We start from the raw sequence: 18,564 nt of genomic DNA on the forward strand, positions 1-18,564 counted from the left end.
CTTTTTTAGTGTTTATGTTACCCTTGTCGGTCATTGATAGAATTTATGATTTGATTTACGTCTAAGTAGTCTTTGAATACAATCTTAGCTCCAATGTTTTTTAGTCTATCGTCACCTAAGATGTCAATTCCAATAAAATTTATTCCTAGATTTTGACATGCCTTAAAATCCCATATGCCATCTCCAAAGTATATAATGTCGTGTTCGTGAATATTTTCACTTGGAACTAATTGATCAATTACATTTTTGGTTATTTCTTCTCTAGATTTAAATTGGTCGCTGTTGGAGAACGCAATGTTGCTTATATCAAGTCCAATAGCATTTAGCTTTAGTAAAGCTGATTTTTCCCAGGAACCAGTTGCTATCCCCAATTTCCAATCGGTCTGTGTTTTAATGAAATTGAAAAAATGATTCGACCCCTTAACTTCATCAAATTGTTTACGGTCTTTGACTAATTCACTTTGTAGCTCGAGTATGAAGTTATTAATCATCAATTTGTATTCGTCTGCTGTCGGCTCTCTATTTAAATGAATATTTACAAGTTCTTCCGTAATTCCCCAATCGGTTACATGGTTTAGATCTGCCCAGTCTTGATTAAATATGTTAACGTCAAATGTTTGAAGAAATGCGGTCATAAAACATTTATCCTCTACCTTTTTAGTATTTGTCAAAGTGCCATCAATATCAAATATTACTACTCTCACACTTTTTGCTTAGGATTTAAAAATGTTGCTGATTACAAAGGTTCTAGTTTACAATGGCTTTTCTACCACAAGGTCAACTGGTTGTAGACAGTCTGATGGCTTGCCCACAACATTTGTGTTTGCGCAGTGGTGCGGTTTTCGAAGCCGCGTCCTGTCCCCAACACCAAACGTGGAACGAAGATAACACTTATAGCTTACACGTCACCGCGCTATTGCAGAAGCATTTTGTTAGCAACAGTGCCTATTTTCGTCCACCGTGTTTTTAGTCTTTCTTTGGCGTTAGTGCGTCACGAGGTAGATTCGCCAACAGATTGCTGTATTCCGCTCTGCGTTAAAAAAATAAATTGGCATTATCTTATTGCACTTTTATTGCGGAGCCAGACACCAGGCGTATTGTTAGTTAGCTTGGAGTTTTTTATCACAAAAACACCGTTGACGAGCATCTGCTCGATACCTTCAGAGAATTGTTTTGAATCAGTGTAAGTCGCTTTATCTCGAATCCCATCAATGTCAAAAACAATCAAGTCCGCATAAGCGCCTTCCTGAATCCGTCCTCGATTGTATTGCTTGATTTGGTTAGCCGGCATGGAAGTCATTTTTCTGATCGCTTCTTCCAGCTTAAGTACTTTCAGTTCACGAACATAGCGCGCAATCACCCTTGGAAAGGATCCAAAAGAGCGAGGGTGAGGAAAGATACTTTTCTCAGGATTCACTAAGTCACCGTCTGTTTCAATCATACAATAAGGATATTTCAATATGTTGATTACATCCTGCTCATCCATCTCATGATAAATTGCCAGGAAACCACCCTTGAGTTCCAGATCAATGATGGCTTGTATTCCACCAGTTAGATTATTTTTATACCCTTTGGCTTTCACATAGTCTTCCAATGTTTTTCCATTAAACAAGGTGTCGGATGGAATACTATTGAATTGAATGCGCCATAAGTCTTCACCGGTTTCATCTTTCATGATGATGTCTTTCATCTCCGCTTCGATTCGCTTATTAAGGTTCATGTCGTTCAACCGCTTAGCTAATTCGGCAGTACCTCCATCCAGCGCCCAGGATGGAAACAAGATGTAAGAATAAGTATTGGCTGCCGTGTAAGGATATACATCTACGGTGATATCAATGCCTGCCCTTCTGGCAGAATCAACAATTTCCAATCCCTTACTGGCTAATCCAAACTGGGCAACTCCTGCTGCTTTGAAGTGATTGATTTGCGCGGGCATGTTTGCTTCTTTGGCAATGCGAATGGTTTCGCGAATGGAAGAAAGTAATCCACTTCCCTCATTGCGCATGTGTGTGATATAAATGCCATCATATTTTGCAGACACTTTCGATAGTTCAATAATCTCTTCTGTAGATGAATAAAGACCGGGTACGTAAATTTGACCTACTGAAAAACCTAAAGCACCTTGCCTCATCGATTGTTCAACATAATACTTCATCCTATCGAGTTCGTCCCTGGTGGCAGGTCGATTTTCCAAACCTATCACTTTCTTTCTGGTCCAGTTTAAACCGGAAAAGAAAGCAACATTTGGAGCTACTCTTAAGGAAGCGGCATAGGTATCAATCGGGTAGGGTTGATCGCCACTGTGAAGACTGGCGCAGATTGTTGTTATGCCTTGTCGTAGAAAATTTTCCGGCTGCGGAAACTCATGAATCGTTGTTTGAATGTGTGCATGGCTGTCAATAAAACCCGGTGAAATAATTTTCCCATGGATATCGATGACCGTGTCAGATTTCGATGGATTGATCTTCTTATTAGTAATAAGTACAATTTTATCACCTTTGACGGCAACATCACCGATAAAACGGGGGTTTCCTAAACCATCCACAATGGTTCCGTTCGTGAACACAATATCATACTCAGGTTTGGAGATATTGCAACCTATAATGGCAAGTAGAAATAAAACGTAGAGATGCTTCATAAGATTACTTTTTTAAATGCCACCACATCTCAGGTAATCTTTTTTCTTCTGGCCAAACTTCATCGAGATTATCGCCATCGTATAGTTTACCGTTTTTCATCACATACTTAATGGTGGTGGTATTCCGTATGTTTTCTAATGGATCTTTATCCAATATCACCAGGTCAGCCAATTTACTCACTTCAAGACTTCCTAACTCTTTCTCAAGCCCAAGCGTTTCTGCACCAAAACGTGTCGCCACTTTCAGGATATCGTGTGGGAGCATTCCGCCATCGTTCATTAATTTCATCTCCCAATGATTTGAGAGTCCTTGCATTTCACCATGGCCGCCCAATGCTACACGACCACCTGCTTTTAACATCGCATTCGTTCCACTGGCTGCCTCTTTATAGTTCATGTCTTCATCGGCAAACCATAGTATTCGTTTTGCCGAACTGAGAAACAAATCTTCAGAAAAAAAATATTGAATCTTAGGATTATCATATGGGCGCTCTTCAGCCAAGACCCGATAAATGGGAAGAGCCGCACCAAATGCAACAAGCAGAGTAGGTGTATAAGTCGTACCTGCTTTGGAAAAAAGTTGAATGAGGTCCTGATACATTGGTTGGGTAGAAAGTGTATGTTCATTACCAGCACTGCCATCAAGAAAATGTGTGATTACCTCTTTTGCATCTCCACCCGCTTCGGTGGTAGGCATCATATTCAGCTCCCGACAAGCCTGTACCAGCCATTGCCTTTGTTGTCGCGTGCCCGGCAGATAAATTTTAAGGTATGATGTTTTATAATTATCGTGATAAATGTGGACAATTTTACGTGCCTCTTCCAACGACTGGATGTTGTGACTTTCGCCTATCGCTGGGCCTGTAGAAAAAATCCGAGGACTGGGTACCTCACCGGTGCTTGCCCAATCGGCATAGCCAAATAGGTCTGGATTACTTTGTGGATCGCGAAGAGTGGTAATACCAAAAGCAAGATTCGAGTAGGAGCTGGTAGATTCTGGTTCCCAGAGTTCAGGGCGAGTTGACCAATGAGCATGTACATCGATGAATCCGGGCACAACTACCTTGCCTGTAATATCAAGTATTTTAACACCAACTGGTATTTTTACTTCTCCTTGATTGCCAATGGCAGTGATTCTATTGTTCGTAATCACAATATCTGCTTTGTCAATTATTTCATCACCTTTCATGGTAATGGCCTTTGCACCTCGTAACACCAGGGTGCCCATCGTACGCTCGCGTGGTAATTCAATTTTAACCGAAGTCTTTTTAATAATGCCATTCGTTTTTTGAGAGGTGGCAAAAATCGTATTACCAACGATCCAACCGAAATGTTTTCCTGAGGCAGACCAGGTAAATGTTCTGGGTAACCATTCCGATACCAATTCGAAAGAAGATTTGACGGCAAAGTCGAGTTTATAATTCTCCTCAGTGGGTGCGGGTACTTTATACAATTTGTCATATTGTAATGCCAAAATATGAGCACCGTCCCCACTTATTTTATAAGTACGCGGACCACCTATGAAAGGATTAGTACTTGCAGAAGGAATCTGAAAATGATTTTTCTTATCCGAACCATCTGGCTTGACTGAAATCAAGCCCTCCATGGCAGAAAGATAAACCCTGTCCATCTTATTGGTAAAATGTGGGTAGCGAGCATTGTTAGCGCGGGCAATGACGGTGTAGCTACCGCCTTGTGCTGCTATCTTAACGATTTCCGTATCCGGTGGGCGCATCATATCTTGTTGTGCTGGGATTTCAGGCAGGGAACGCATCGATCCTAAAGGTGCGTGTAATGCCAGAATCATAGTTCCATCAGGTGACCATGATGGATCCATCCATAATGCGGGTAATTCTGTAATACGAACCGGGGCAGAATCGCCCTTCGAACTTACTTTCCAAAGATGTCCACCTTGACTACTCCAGCTTGCAAACACAATCCATTTTCCGTCAGGTGACCAGGCTGGCATAAACTCTCGAGGTGAGAGAGAATTCGTAAGGCGTTCGGTTTTTCCGGTAGCAAGATCAATGAGATAAATTCTGCCGAATGTTGAAACGGCAGCACGACCATCATCGGAAATCGATAACTGCTCAAGTATACGTGCCTCAACCGCACCCTCCGCAATCTGTTTTTGAACGTGTATGCGCTCTGGCATCTGCATCGAGACTTTTGCTGAGAACGGGATGATCGTATCTTCTTTCGTAGCGAGATTTAATTTGTGAATCTTACCGCCAAAGGCTGCAATGATGAATTTGCTGTCGGGCGTATAATCATAATTTGGCAACAAATCCCGTGAAGCCCGTGCCTCTAATTCACTGCGCTGCGTCTTCTCGATTAACCAATACTCATTTCCCGTAGAAAGCTCACGACATTTCAATCCAGCTAAGCCTCTGTTTTCTGCTCCGTAGACTAACCATTTTGAATCGGGTGAAATCATCGGCTTCATCGGGTTGGTTCCTCCCAATGAAATACGATCTCCTGTATTGGAAATAAGGTCATGCTTCATGATGAAACTTACGGCACCCAGGCGCATACCATAAGCGCGCGGTCGTAATGAGGTGTAGTACAACGTTTGACCATCAGGGAGAGCATGAACTCCATAGGGGCCTGGTGCTGGAGAAGAAATAAGCATAGCTGCAGGCCCATTTGCGTTTGCCACTACGCGAGAACCTTCACCGGTAGCAATATCAAAGCTCCATAACTCTGCCTCACCCTTATTGGTACCACTCATTCCACGGCCATCCACAACCGTTACAAAGATCGTCTTGTTATCCGCTGACCATTCTGGTGAAAGCATGAACCGGTTGTTGAGCTTAGAAATATTTTGACCGTTCGAACCGTCTGGATTTGCTATCCAAATATTGTCGGCACCGCTTTCATCGCTGATATAGGTGATGCGTTTACCATCGGAAGAATATCGTGGTTGCGATTGAAAAGCCAAACCGGTTGCAATAGGTTTGGCAACACCGCCTTGTAGTGGAAGGATGTATAGGTCACCCACCAACTCAAACACAATGGATTGCCCATCCGGTGAAACATCCAACGAAATCCATGTGCCTTCGTCCACAGTATATTCAATTTGCCGTATGGCTTGAAGGCCTGGTACAGATTGACTACTTACCATACCAGAACTTACAAAAAGCATCGTGAGAATGAGTACGAGTTTTTTCATTTCGTTTTGTTAAAAATCAAATTCCTGATTCTTCTGTCCTGCAAAAGGAATCCGTTCACTTTTCCATCAGTATTCCGTGTAAACACAAAACCCAGTGCTTGTCGACCGAATACATCCTGGCTCACAACTGACAGAGGAGTTGGTGTGCCATCACCTTTCAACGACCATGAAATAGAATTTCCAACTACTGAGATCAAGTAGGTGGCACCAACTTCTTCGCTGAAATATTCACCACTATATTCACTTAGGTTTTTGATTGATGTTTCATCAAAAGGCTTCACGGAAGTAGCTTGGTAGGTTTCAATTCGTTCGTGAATGGTGATAAGTCCAGGTTGTGTTTCAAAGTTAAACTGTATGGCAGGGATGTCTTTTCTAGCGAAAGAGGTTTCGCTTTGAGCGGCAAGTTTATAAGATTCATTGTTCCATAACTGTGTGGCCAGAAGACTGTCGTGATCAAATGCAATCGTGTATCGTTTATGAGGCTGGCCAATCACTTCGTATACTCCACAAAACTTGCCTAACTTTTTTGCACTGAGCTTCACCGATTTGCTTTCTTTTTTCTGAGATGGCGTTGAAACTACTGAAGGAGCAAGTAGGTCCAATAATTTAGGCGTCTTTAAATGTAGCATGGTCCCTGGATTATTTGCCAACATAATTAGTGAGGTATGCAAATCAGGGAAGCGGAAAAAGCCAGCAATAAACCCGCCCCACTTACCACCATGTTGTTCCAATCGATGGCCATTATGTTTTTCAATAAACAAGCCTCCGGCATAGTTGATTGTATCTCCGTTCGCAAGTATGGCTCTTTCACGCAGTCTGGAGAGCAATGGCTGACCACCTACTTTAGGATTGTAAAAATTATTATCCCATAAAATCAGATCTTCTACAGTAGTATAAACTTGTCCGTCTCCACCGATAGCATGATTGTAATAATGTTGTTTTTCAAACTGACCACTGGAGTTCTTTGAATAGCCAGTGGCGCTATTCTTCACCACCCGATTTGGGTTTTCCAGAATAAACGTACTTTTCATTCCAAGCGGATCAAAAATTACTTCTTGTGCAAATTGGCCTATCGATCTTCCGCTCACTCTTCGCACAACAATGGCCAGCAGCAAATAGCCTCCGTTATTATACATAAACTTCTCGCCCGGTTTAAAATTTGGTTCCTTTTGTCGTGTCATCATTTCCAGCCCCATCGCTTCGGTAAAGCTATTTCCAATTGGAATACCGGCATAGTCCATGATCTCTGCATAGTCTCTTAGGCCACTGGTATGATTAATCAGATTTCGCAGTGTGATTTTGTCGTTATGGTAGACTGGTATTTCGGGTATAAACTTTTGAAGAGGGTCATCAATGGAAAGCTTGCCCTGCTGCTCTAGCAAGAAAATGCATGCAGCCGTAAATTGCTTGGAAACCGAGCCGATATCAAAAACTGTTTTGGAAGTGATGGGGATATCATAATCAAGATTGGCCAGCCCATAACCCTTGCTGAACAAGATATTTCCATCTTTGTAAATGGCCACCTCAACACCAGGCGTGTTCTTAAATTCAGAGAATAGTTCATCAACTTTTGATTCCATTTGTGAGAAAGCACATGTTGAAATGAAAAGAGGTAGAATAATTGCCGATAATACCTTAACGATCATCTTCGTATTTTTTTATTTTACGAAAGTAAAAATTAAAATTATTGGTTCTCATAATTTTGGGATAAAGTACTTAAAAAAACTTACCCTACTCACCACCTTGGTGCAACCTGTCAGCGGTGAGAAAGTCGATTTTACATTTTTTTGTATTTGTTGACCGAAATGTTTCAGCTTACTCGTCACTGTCGGGTTGGAAAACCCAATTGTTGCCAACGTTTGTGTTTCTTTAGTGGTGCGCTTCCGAAGTCGCGTCCTGTCCCAGACACAAAACGTTGAACGAAAATATAAACTTTGGGCAACACGCACCGCAACATTGCGACATTTTGTTGGCAGTAGTTGGGCACTTCTCCTTACTTCACTCGTAGCACAATTTTTTTGCCTCTCTTTAATTGATAGCATTTTGTTTCTCCAGTTGTTGGTGACCCAACATCTTTTCTGCCTTGTTTACCTACGCTACCTTGAACACATTTATCAATCGGGTGACCCGATATACCACGCAAGATTATTTTACAACCAATTTGACGTTACTGACGTTCAGGTTATCGAAAATGGAAATAATGTAAACCCCTGATGCAAGTTTAACTGACAGGAAAAATTCGAAGGTGGTCGACTCATAAACTGTTTCACTAAGAATAGTTTTTCCATCTAAACCTTGAATTTTAATTAGGATATTTCTGTAGCCAGAGTTAGGAAGCTTGACATAAAAACTTTTTCCTTCATTGGGATTAGGGTAAATTGAATTTGTGGGCAAGGAAGATTCCACGACTACGGAAATAACCCTTGAGTAATCAAATTTCCCATCATAATCTGTCTGTTTTAACCTGTAATAGTTTATGCCTTGAAATGGTGAAATATCTGTTACCGAATACTTCAATTGTTGCGTGCTAGTTCCGGCACCAGGAGTAACCGCTATTGAATAAAAGTCAAATCCACTGTTACTTTTTTCAATAGTAAAGAAATCATTGTTTATTTCGGTGGCAGTGATCCACGAAATTTCAACTCCTTCTTTCCCTAGCTTGGCCTTAAACTCTAATAGTTCAATAGGCAGCGGTGGACAAACGGAAGTGATTTTTGAGTTATATGCAAAACCATCACTGACTCCCCCAAAATAAATATTTGTGTTTACCAGTGGTGGACAAACCGAAGTGATTTTTGAATTATATGCAAAGCCATCGCTAACTCCCCCAAAAAAAATACTTGTGTTTACCAGCGGTGGACAAACGGAAGTGATTTTTGAGTTATATGCAAAACCATCACTGTCTCCCCCAAAATAAATATTTGTGTTTACCAGTGGTGGACAAACCGAAGTGATTTTTGAATTATATGCAAAGCCATCACTGTTTCCCCCAAAATAAATATTTGTGTTTACCAGTGGTGGACAAACCGAAGTGATTTTTGAGTTAACAGCTAAGCCATCTCCGTTTCCTCCATAGTAGATATTTGAGTTTGTAGCCACAGCGCATGATGATGATACAAAGGATTGATACGCGGAAGCGTCTCCGCTACCGCCAATATATTGTGCTTTGGCTACTACGTTTATTGCGCAAAAAGCGCAAATAGTAAAGATATGAAGATACAATTTTTTCATCAAAAAATCAAGCCACGAATAAGTAGAATCACCTTCCACCTCGCCCTCCAACCGAGAGGTTTCTACCTTGATTAAAATTAATTGTCGTATTAGCACGATCACTTACGGCAGGAGTATTTATGGAATTTGTGAACCAATCGCCACCTCTTGTAATGCCGCCACCTTGCCCACCTCCGGTGGGTGGCCAGCCAGCTGTATTAGCTGTCCCTGACGATGAAAGAGAACCATCACCGGGTAGATTGGTGAAATTTGAGTAATTAAAATTATTCCCACCTACGCATTGTTCCATTGCATTACCGGACATGTCCAAACAACCATAGAATGAAGCACCTGCCTGAGTCCTATTAGTGAGAGCCGTTGCAGCGAACCCACAGCGTAGTGGCCCTTGGGCGGTGTTATTAATGCCATACGCACAAAGCCCTGAACCGGATGTGGACGATACCTCATTTGCGGCTCCCGAATTTGTTATCGCACCGGACTGAGCCTGTAGGATAGAGGATGTACCCCATGCAAATTCGCCTGGCAGGGCTGTATTTGTTCCTCTGCAAACCTTTTCAAATTCAAATTCTGTGATTGGTCGAAGTGCAGACCAATCTAAATAGGCTGTCAAATCGCTCCACTGAAGCCAGTTGCACGCAATATTTTGCCCATCTGCCGCTTCGTTGAATGTTCCATTGTTGTTTAAATCATTTCCGTACACGGCAGGAATATTATTTAATGTACCTGAAGTTTGAATCCGAATGCCATTTCTGCTATTGGTAGCTGCGGCTATGGCCAACGTACCGGCTGCAGAATTAGGGCTGTTGGCAGTAACCGAAACCTGTTGGTCGTAGGTTAATGTATTTAAAAAAGCTACATATTGCTCTTGACTTATTTCGTATTTCATACAGTAGAAACTATTCCAGCCTAAAGGATATGTAGAAGGTAAGGCAGAAGTACTTCCCAAAGAGTTCCATTGGTAATTGCTAGCTGCCCCTATCCCGGCTGTTTGAATAGCGTTTGTGATAAGTTTGGGAGGAAATGGATTTACATCTGAGAATCCATAAAGGTTTGTTCCTCTCGTTCCATCTCCGATATAAAAATCTCCTGAGGGGATGTTTACCATTTCAATGCCAAATACCCTATAATTATATCCTGCATCTATAAGTGTATTGAACTTTAGGGTTACCGTAGCACTTGATATATTACCAACTCCATTTGCATTTTGGCGAAGATAAATACCTTTACCATCGGCTACAGCCAACACTTCTAGCTGGGCACCTGTAACAGAATGGTTAGCGACAACCGTACTTAAATCAACATGATTCCACAAATTGGTGGCACAATCCTGGTATTTTACAAACACCCAAATGGCATCCCAATTTGATGGAGCTGCTGCCACACGCCAACTATTGTCCCACCGTATGGTAAACTGAATCGTTGATGTTGAGGGTAGCGATGGTACGCCTACCTGCACATTGTTTGCAAAGGCAGTGCTTGCTGCGAATAAAGATAAAGCCATAAATTTTATCATGATCTGCTCATTTATTAGTAAAACACAGTTTTTTAAAGCTTCAATATAATTAATTTTACAATAGCATCCAATGGTAAATGGCTGAGAATTTTGGCAGGTTGTAAATGAACCAATTATTCTTGTTGATCCCGACCAGACTGAGTATTCTTTAAAACATGTGATTATTGTTTTTGCGCTTCCGCAACCGAAGGATAAAAAGGAGCAAAACACCAATTTTGGACCAACTCTAATTTAAATGATATATGTTGTATCGGGTAAACCAAAGATAGGATCAGAACCAACCGATGATCCAAGGCCAGAATGATATATGTCTACTAAAATATCGTAAAAATATCTTGTACAGATGATTTATTTGGACTTGAATGGGATTGATTTAAAACTTTAGGATGCAAAACACGCTATAGATTTTTGCAAATACGCTATCTTGTCAGTGGTGCGGTGGGGATTGATTCTTGCTATTGTTGTTTCACTTGTCTAGGTGGCAATCTTTGCCGGTAGAGTGTCACCTGTTAGATGACCAAATTGTCCGCTTATTTTATGACGCCCGCCCATTCAGCTACTTCGTGACTTGTGAAGTGTGCTCCAATTCTCTAACAGGTTTTAGATATTCCTTCTCTTTTTGCGTCAATTTTTCTTCTAGAATCTTTATTGTTTCAGCCTGTTTTTGACATAGTTCTCGTATCTGTTTCTCTTTAGAAATATCTCTTGCCAGTTTAATCACTTTCATGGCTTTGCCTTGTGCATTGACGATTGTGCTGTAACTTGCCGAAAGCCAAACAGAAAATCCATCCTTTGCTTTTCTTTCAAATTCACCGGTTCTTGATTTGCCGTTTTTGAAAGATTCCCAGAACTCACGATACTCGGCTGATTCTACATAATCCCTTTCCACAAATATTCTATGATGCTTGCCTTTAATTTCATTGAACGAATATTTCATGGTTCTGCAGAAGATATCGTTGGCCTTGATAATATTTCCATCCAAGTCAAATTGTATAAATGCCTGTGAATTACTGATTGTATTCAAGGTGCCTAGCATTTCCGATTCTTTGCGCTGCATTTCTTCCTGAGTAGCAGTCAACTCCTCTATGTTTTTGACGCATTTCCTCTTCTTGTGCTTTCATTTCCTCTGCTTGCTGCTGAGATTGCTCCGGCAAGTGTTTGGTTCTTGTGTTTATGCGCACGGTGCTAATCGCTGCGGCAAGATTTTCAGAAAGTTTAACTACGAAATCACGCTCATACTCCTCCAATGATTTGAACGATTCCAGTTCCAGCACGCCAAAGATGCTTTCATTTACTTTGAGTGGAACAATGAAAATGTTACGAGGATTTGCCAGGCTTAGTCCACTTGTGATGCTTACGTAATTCTCGGGCACCTGCATAATGTAAACCGGTTCACCTTCTTGCCAGCATTGCCCGATAAGCCCGTCTCCGCGTTCTATTTTTTGTTCTACAAACTTCTTTTTATCCCATGCGTAGCAGGCTATCATCTGCAAGCACTCGTGGTTCTTATTGTCATCATTTACCACATAAAGTCGCCCTTGATTTGAGTTGGTGTACTTTACAAATAAACGATAGCACCTGTTCGCCAAATTTCTCTAGGTTCTGATCTTGATTTCGCAGTATGTCGCCCAACCTGGCTAAGCCCGTAATTGACCAATTTCTTTTCCTTTCTTCCTCCGCATTTTGTTTCAAATTTTGCCTCATGGTAAGCAACGCCTTACCCATGCTGTCTTGCTCGCTCAATAGATCAAACGGCTCTTCATACTTACCGTTTCCGATCTGAGACGCAAAAATGGACTTGGCATTTATGCCCTTTATCAGACAAGCCATAGCACTTTGTATTTGTCCCACTTCGTCATCTCTATCTTCCGCTTTGGTCTCAATGATTTTGGCCTGCGACAGGTCAACCAACGAATCCTTTATAGCAACAATAGGAGTAACGATTCTCTTCTTTACGTTAACGTATGCGGCAATTATAGTGACCACGAACGCCACAATCATTCCAACGAATAAGGTGGTAAGCAGCACGTAAGACGTTTCTTTCTCCAACTGCGCAAGAGCGATTTTTTGCTCTTGTACGTCAATGATTCTAGCTAGTGAGGCCATAAGCCGTGCTGTTGCCGGAGTGATCGATTTATTCAAAAGATCAATTGCCTTTTCAACCACCTCATCATTGCTATACAAACTGTCAACACTTAACAGAGTGATAACGGTTCTTTCATCGGCAGAAATTTTGCCTAGCATGCTCAATGCAAAACGAACAGAATCAGTTGCTTCTCCATTAGAATTGTTGGTGAGATCGGATATTTTTTTGTTGATGGCGGCATATGATTCGGTAATTATCTCAGTAAGTTTTCTCTTATCGTCTGGGTTAGGTTGAAAAATCCAACTATTGGTTAGCTTATTCATTTCTCCAGCTAACGAACTCATCTCTTTTAGACTTATACAAATGGGAAGATTAACATTCGTAATGCGTTCGTCTAGCTCCTGATTGGAGCGAAGCGAAAAAATGCAAAACAACGAAGCTACTGTGGCTACCAAAATAATTACCGCATAGCCAGCTAATACCTGATTTGCCAAATTGAATTTAAGTTTCATAATTTTTTTAAAAGGAATTTTTTTCAGACTAAAACTCCAGCACCACCTTTACCCTTGCCCTGACATCGGCAGTGAGCGATTTTAAATTCGCATAGCCAAAGCCGCCTGCCTCTTGGTCTACAAAGTCAATGATCTCTGCATCAGAGCTGAACTTATCTGGAAGTCCTTCTGCATTTTGAAACTGACGTTCCGCAAAATAGGCGCTTCCTTCTTCGTCTTCCATCTTTAAAATAATGCTATAGAATGTTTCTCTTTCAGTGCATTTTGCCTTGCGATCAGCTGGACGTATGCCCTAATTGATACCGGGCCATCGCGATTTGAGCTTCTGCAGATAATAGAGCTTTGCTTCTCCCGCAGACAATGTGGTCAACGTATTTTCTTTATTAATGATGATGGCAAAATCGCTGGCAGAAGGTGTATTAAAAGAACTCAGCAATAGCACACTTGGCAGAATACAAAAAAGGACAAGTAATTTTTTCATTGTTTCTTAGTTGAAGGCAACACTTATAATATTAAAAGCGGGCTGCTACTTGTGCCGACAGCTCATCTTCATGGTAGACGATTTCATTACCTCTGTACTTGTACTCCAACTTAATGACGGCTGCTGGCGTTAAAGAATAGCGAGAACCGATCACCAATCCTGTCAAATCATTGGGCGTAAAGTATTTTTCGCTATCAGCATATCTTAAACCCAGATTTTGGAGTAGAATAAAATAGTGACAAGGTGTCCTATATTTGAATATGGAACACCACTATACCGATAAGTTAGTAACAGCGTGGGGCGGGATGAAAGAGATGAAAATATTGATTGACCAAACTGGGATCAGCAAGAAGTTGGCCGAGCTTGGTTTGCCTGAGAGCAAGAGTAACAACCGGATAGATGCCGTGGGAATAATAGAGAGTTTTTGGGTGGGCATCTGGATTGGTTGCTTTCGTTTTAGTCACACAGCGGTGGTGCGGGTTGATGAAGTGTTGCGCCAGATATTTGGATGGAAGCGGGTTGCTTCGGGGACCACCTTCGGGCGTTTCTTTAAAAAGTTTACGCCCTCAATGAACCACCAAATTTTCATTGAACTGTACACGTGGTTTTTTGAGCAGATCCAATTCGACAATTACACGTTGGATATGGACAGCAGTGTGATCACCCGTTACGGGGAACAGGAGGGCAGCAAAAAAGGGTACAACCCCAAGAAGCCTGGCCGTGGCAGCCATCATCCCTTGTTTGCTTTTGTCAATGACATACGCATGGTGGCCAATTGCTGGAACCGCAGCGGCAATACAGGGAGCAACAGCAACTGCATCCATTTTTTAGAAGAGACCTTTGCCATCCTCAAAAACAAAACAGTAGGGTTGTTCAGGGCCGATAGTGGGTTTTGTACCGGTACAGTCTTGGATTTCATTGAGCAGAGAAATATCCCCTACGTCATTGCCTGTAAGCTGTATGCCAATTTACAAGCCAGCATTTATGGTATCACCCAATGGAATGCGATAGGCGAAGGCTTATGGGTATCGGAAATAAACTACCAGCAAGGCGGCTGGGGCAAAGCCCGTAGGATTGTGGTCATCAAACAAAGTGAAGAAATCAGGGCCAGGGCAACGGGTAAGAAGCTCAAGACATTATTCAGCAGCGTGGGCATAGCGGACGAAAAAGTGTACCGCAAAAGGTACCATGCCTTTGTCACTAACCAAGCCCTGCCGGCAACAGAAATATGGGAACAATATAAGCGCAGGGGTGATGCCGAAAACAGGATCAAGGAGTTGAAAGAAGATTTCGGTACAGAAGGCTTTTGCATGGATAGTTTTTGTGCTACTGAAACAGCTATGCGCTTTGTGATGGTAGCCTATAATTTGATGAGCCTATTCCGGCAAATAACCCATCAAAAACAGCCACAGCCCAAGCTTTCCACATTAAGGTTCAACTGCTTTGCAGTTGGAAGTTGGGTAGAGCAAGAAGCCCAAAAATGGGTACTGAAAATGTCCGTCCAAATCAAAAGAAGGCAATGGTATGATGGATTATTCTCAAATCTCCAAAATATAAACCTGCCACTAAGTCTGACTGGATAGTTCTACTGCAAAATCTGGGTTAAAGCAACTTGAACTTGATGGCTTGATAAGTCGAAAACAATACAATGAAATTCCACCAAGGGTCGAGTACTCGTTAACAGATTTCGGTAAATCTGTTTTACCTATCCTTGATCGTATTTGTGAGTGGGGCAAACAATTTGTCCCCGACAAACCATTCAAAGAGGAAATGGAGTATAATTGAAGAGCTCCTCCCTCATAGCTCGCAAAGTCAATCTATGTCGTTCTTGGATGTATTCTCCACGAAGAATGCGAATGGCCTACAACGTAAATATTTGCGATCGGGCGGGATTTTGAAACTACGTCCTGTCCCCAGCACCGAACGCAATAAAGATAACAAAACTTTGAACTACACGTCACCCCCGCCTGGCGCAAATATATTGTTATAGCCAGTGCTTACTCTATTTTTCATAATAGTAGGTTCTCGTCAACCCGTAACCTGTTTTCTTATTATTTTCTTGTCCCCATTTTTCAAAATCACTGTGTCCAGACGTTTTCCAGTCAATGTAGTTTCTTACTAGTTCTAAATCTTCTTCCAGTTCTTTCGTCCAACGTTCTCTTTGTTCAGCGGTCGTTAATAGCCTTATTTGCTCTTTTATTTTCTCTCCGAGTTGAATGTCGTCAAAAGGTTTCCCAATATAGCCTTCTGGTAAGTGATGAACAGAATAATAAATGTTATATGTCCACCAACTTAAAATTGTCTGTCTTGCTAAGTCGTCCGCTGGATTAATTTCTAATGCTTTAAATAGATGCTCCTCACTTCGATAATATTTTCCGTACCAACGAAATGGGTTCCCGTCAGTCTCTTCTTTCTCACACCATTTTAGTAAAGTTGGTTTAATCAATTTCTCACTCAACGGTTGAGGAAAAGGTCCATAATCAGCATCTTCAACTGTCTCAAAGAATGGGAACAGAAATTTTACAAATTCAATTTTCTTTTCAATCGTCCAGTCTACGGTTGATTTCAAAAAATTGTCAAGATGTTTAAAAGCTTCTTTTCGTAAACCTTTTTCTCTGTCCAAGCAATAGTTAACATAGTCTGTCCAGTCGGAATTTTTCAAAGCCGCATTTCCTACTGTCACGAGAGCTATATTCTGGTCTTTTGCTATCATTGTTCGTGTCGTCCTAGCATTGGCTATAACATTAGTATATGCGCAACGGCTCAGTTCTATATTTTTGATGTCTTTTATTGATACTGCAAAAAAGGGGCTTTCTACAATGCGTGTCAACGGGGAAAACCACGTATTTTTGAACATGGTTTTCCCCGTATTTTTCTGAAATGGGCTAAAAAGGATGGCACGGTGGGTATTTCGGATCAACTTTTTCAGGCGGGATTGGTAAGACCGACCAAGGGCTGTTTTTAATTCGTATCCAAATTCTGACGTTTTGGTTCTTGCCGTTACTATTTACCTCACTTAAGTTCTGAAAGTATCAACTTTTTCTGCTTAAGTGTATTCCTCATTGCCTTTTCTCTAACTTTTGGATCATTGCTGTTTATCAGATCAAAATATTCAACAGGAACAACCTGCCACGATAAACCATATTTGTCTTTACACCAACCGCAAGAGCCTTCTTGTCCACCATTTGCGGTCAACGCGTTCCAATAATAATCTACTTCTGCCTGGTCTTTGCAATTAATAACAAACGAAACAGATTCATTGAACTTAAAGTATGGCCCGGCAGCCAAAATGCTAAATTCCATATCGCCAATTTGCATAATCGCTGTTTCAAAGCTGTCTTGACCTCCTTGCTCTTTTGCTTCTGGTGGATTCTCGTATCGGTGATACTCTTTCATTTTGCCATCTTTGAAAATTGACAGATAGTAATCTACTACTGCTTTTGCATCACTGTCAACCCATAGACAAGGTGTTATTTTTTGTGTAATCATATCAGTCTTATTTTTTAACGTTTGATTGGAAGCTGTATCCATTTTATTGCCTTGACGAGAATCCTGTTGAGAATTGCCACAACCTATTGAGTTAACTATTACTAATGTCGTCAAAAATTTATAGACATACGTTTTTGCAAGTGTATTCATTTTTATTTTAGGTTACTTAACAATTCTTCTAACTGATTTAATCCCATACTGAAGCCTTCTCTGAAACCCATTTCAATAGTTTGTTCCAGGTCCTCTGGTTTATCAAAAGTGGACATAATCGTTACAAGCACACGATTGTTTGCTTCTGTGAACTTAGTTTCCCAAAAATTTTGCGCATAGACCGGATTGATTGTTCCGTTTTCATCGCAAAATCCGTCTTTAACCGTAAAGGATTGTTTTTCAGCGATAGAGATATAACTCCACTTACTCCAGATTTCCTGGGCATTGAGTTTTATCCTTTCGCCATTCTCGTTGAGCATGGTATATAACCAATAACCGCCCTCGCGAAAATCCAAATATTTTGTTTCATTTCGCAAAGGTGCAGGAGCCCACCATTGGTCAAGCAATTCAGCTGTTGTCCACGCTTCCCAAACTAAATCAAGGTCTGCGTTAAACTCACGCTTGATGTGAATGGAACTGTTTTCCTTATCAACGATAAAGTCGAATAGTAATGCTGTTTTCATTTTCTTTTGTTTTTGGTAGTTAATAATACTTCATCGAGTTGATTGAAACGTGTTTCCCAAATCTTACGTAATGGGTTGAGCCATTTGTCAATCTCCTTTATTTTGTTGATTTCAATTTGGTAATAGATTTCACGCCCTTGTTGTTTTGTGGTTGCTAACTCGCACTCTGTCAAAATTTTTAAGTGTTTGGAAACCGCCTGTCGTGTTGTGTCAAAGTGTTCGGCAATGGCGTTTGGTGTCATTGCCTGTAATGCAATGAGTGTAATAATCGCCCTTCTGGTCGGGTCGGCTATAGCTTGAAAAATATCTCGTCTTGTTTGCATAATGCAACCATATGGTTGCAAATATGTGTTCAATTATTTAGTTGCGCAAATTATATTTAAGATATTTCGATCCTTTTAAGAGTTGAGTGCCAGCAGAGAGGTGGACAAAAAAGATAGCCGATACATTTAGTAAGCATCACATCAATTGGTGAAAGTTTTTTCACTTTATCTTTTCCTTACACATTCTAAGTATTTCAAGGTGCTCTTTCGATGTATACAAAGTAGCATCTATCCAACTTTTCAATTCCATATCCTCTCTTTTATCCGGCCGTCTTTCAAATAGTCGAATAAATCTTTCGTGTCGATCAGCTAATGCCTGACACCATTTTTTATTGAATTGTTGCCCTTGTAATTCTGATAGTTCATTATTGTCAATCTCCGCGCTACGTGTTTCCACAATTGGGGTATTCGTTGTGAATATATTTCTACAACTTGTTTACGACTG

Annotated in this window: 18 protein-coding genes; 2 read left to right on the forward strand and 16 right to left on the reverse strand. The window is 41.0% G+C overall.

Going from position 1 to position 18,564, the window contains the following annotated elements:
- Window positions 1–17: 17 nt before the first annotated feature.
- The 11 genes from KA713_02190 to KA713_02240 form a co-directional block, all read right to left on the reverse strand.
- Window positions 18–704 carry an HAD family hydrolase gene (locus tag KA713_02190; GenBank protein ID UXE67438.1) on the reverse strand — a complete coding sequence of 229 codons (687 nt, stop codon included), beginning with the start codon at window positions 702–704 and terminating at the stop codon, window positions 18–20.
- Window positions 705–1,054: 350 nt separating this feature from the next.
- Window positions 1,055–2,638 carry a D-aminoacylase gene (locus tag KA713_02195; protein ID UXE67439.1) on the reverse strand — a complete coding sequence of 528 codons (1,584 nt, stop codon included), beginning with the start codon at window positions 2,636–2,638 and terminating at the stop codon, window positions 1,055–1,057.
- 4 nt (window positions 2,639–2,642) lie between these two features.
- A complete protein-coding gene (locus KA713_02200) occupies window positions 2,643–5,810 on the reverse strand; it encodes a PD40 domain-containing protein (protein UXE67440.1) in 3,168 nt (1,055 codons plus the stop codon).
- A complete protein-coding gene (locus tag KA713_02205; protein UXE67441.1) occupies window positions 5,807–7,456 on the reverse strand; it encodes a serine hydrolase in 1,650 nt (549 codons plus the stop codon). The genes KA713_02200 and KA713_02205 overlap by 4 nt, the downstream gene beginning before the upstream one ends.
- A 499-nt stretch (window positions 7,457–7,955) precedes the next feature.
- Window positions 7,956–9,137 carry a T9SS type A sorting domain-containing protein gene (locus tag KA713_02210; protein UXE67442.1) on the reverse strand — a complete coding sequence of 394 codons (1,182 nt, stop codon included), beginning with the start codon at window positions 9,135–9,137 and terminating at the stop codon, window positions 7,956–7,958.
- On the reverse strand, window positions 9,070–10,554 hold the full coding sequence (locus KA713_02215) for an SUMF1/EgtB/PvdO family nonheme iron enzyme (GenBank protein UXE67443.1): 1,485 nt from the start codon (window positions 10,552–10,554) through the stop codon (window positions 9,070–9,072). The genes KA713_02210 and KA713_02215 overlap by 68 nt, the downstream gene beginning before the upstream one ends.
- A 556-nt stretch (window positions 10,555–11,110) precedes the next feature.
- Window positions 11,111–11,578: a PAS domain S-box protein gene (locus KA713_02220; protein UXE67444.1), complete on the reverse strand. Its 468-nt coding sequence runs from the start codon at window positions 11,576–11,578 to the stop codon at window positions 11,111–11,113.
- Window positions 11,562–12,080 carry a GAF domain-containing protein gene (locus KA713_02225; protein ID UXE67445.1) on the reverse strand — a complete coding sequence of 173 codons (519 nt, stop codon included), beginning with the start codon at window positions 12,078–12,080 and terminating at the stop codon, window positions 11,562–11,564. The genes KA713_02220 and KA713_02225 overlap by 17 nt, the downstream gene beginning before the upstream one ends.
- The gene (locus KA713_02230) at window positions 12,070–13,152 is read right to left on the reverse strand and encodes a hypothetical protein (protein UXE67446.1); all 1,083 of its coding nucleotides are present in this window, start codon (window positions 13,150–13,152) and stop codon (window positions 12,070–12,072) included. Before KA713_02230 ends, KA713_02225 begins: the two co-directional genes overlap by 11 nt.
- A 28-nt stretch (window positions 13,153–13,180) precedes the next feature.
- Window positions 13,181–13,375, reverse strand: a complete 195-nt coding sequence (locus tag KA713_02235) for a hypothetical protein (protein UXE67447.1) — start codon at window positions 13,373–13,375, stop codon at window positions 13,181–13,183.
- A 69-nt stretch (window positions 13,376–13,444) separates the two neighbouring features.
- Complete coding sequence (locus KA713_02240) at window positions 13,445–13,633, reverse strand: hypothetical protein (protein ID UXE67448.1); 189 nt, start codon at window positions 13,631–13,633, stop codon at window positions 13,445–13,447.
- A gap of 260 nt (window positions 13,634–13,893) precedes the next feature.
- On the opposite strand from KA713_02240, the gene KA713_02245 reads away from it, so the two are divergent.
- Together KA713_02245 and KA713_02250 are read left to right on the forward strand one after the other, a co-directional pair.
- Entirely contained in the window at window positions 13,894–15,216 is a 1,323-nt protein-coding gene (locus tag KA713_02245; protein ID UXE67449.1) for an IS1380 family transposase, read from the forward strand.
- Window positions 15,209–15,418 carry a winged helix-turn-helix transcriptional regulator gene (locus KA713_02250; GenBank protein UXE69000.1) on the forward strand — a complete coding sequence of 70 codons (210 nt, stop codon included), beginning with the start codon at window positions 15,209–15,211 and terminating at the stop codon, window positions 15,416–15,418. The genes KA713_02245 and KA713_02250 overlap by 8 nt, the downstream gene beginning before the upstream one ends.
- Before the next feature lie 217 nt (window positions 15,419–15,635).
- Here KA713_02250 and KA713_02255 read toward each other — a convergent pair whose 3' ends face one another.
- The 5 genes from KA713_02255 to KA713_02275 all read right to left on the reverse strand — a co-directional run bounded on the left by KA713_02255 (window position 15,636) and on the right by KA713_02275 (window position 18,516).
- Window positions 15,636–16,490: a hypothetical protein gene (locus KA713_02255; protein UXE67450.1), complete on the reverse strand. Its 855-nt coding sequence runs from the start codon at window positions 16,488–16,490 to the stop codon at window positions 15,636–15,638.
- Window positions 16,491–16,645: 155 nt separating this feature from the next.
- On the reverse strand, window positions 16,646–17,122 hold the full coding sequence (locus KA713_02260) for a VOC family protein (protein ID UXE69001.1): 477 nt from the start codon (window positions 17,120–17,122) through the stop codon (window positions 16,646–16,648).
- Between the two features lie 152 nt (window positions 17,123–17,274).
- Window positions 17,275–17,796: an SRPBCC domain-containing protein gene (locus tag KA713_02265; protein UXE67451.1), complete on the reverse strand. Its 522-nt coding sequence runs from the start codon at window positions 17,794–17,796 to the stop codon at window positions 17,275–17,277.
- Window positions 17,793–18,119 carry a winged helix-turn-helix transcriptional regulator gene (locus KA713_02270; GenBank protein UXE67452.1) on the reverse strand — a complete coding sequence of 109 codons (327 nt, stop codon included), beginning with the start codon at window positions 18,117–18,119 and terminating at the stop codon, window positions 17,793–17,795. Before KA713_02270 ends, KA713_02265 begins: the two co-directional genes overlap by 4 nt.
- A 160-nt stretch (window positions 18,120–18,279) precedes the next feature.
- Window positions 18,280–18,516: a DUF4142 domain-containing protein gene (locus KA713_02275; GenBank protein UXE67453.1), complete on the reverse strand. Its 237-nt coding sequence runs from the start codon at window positions 18,514–18,516 to the stop codon at window positions 18,280–18,282.
- Window positions 18,517–18,564: the final 48 nt, after the last annotated feature.

Origin of the sequence: Chryseotalea sp. WA131a (genome assembly GCA_025370075.1) — a bacterium.
Lineage (GTDB): Bacteria > Bacteroidota > Bacteroidia > Cytophagales > Cyclobacteriaceae > ELB16-189.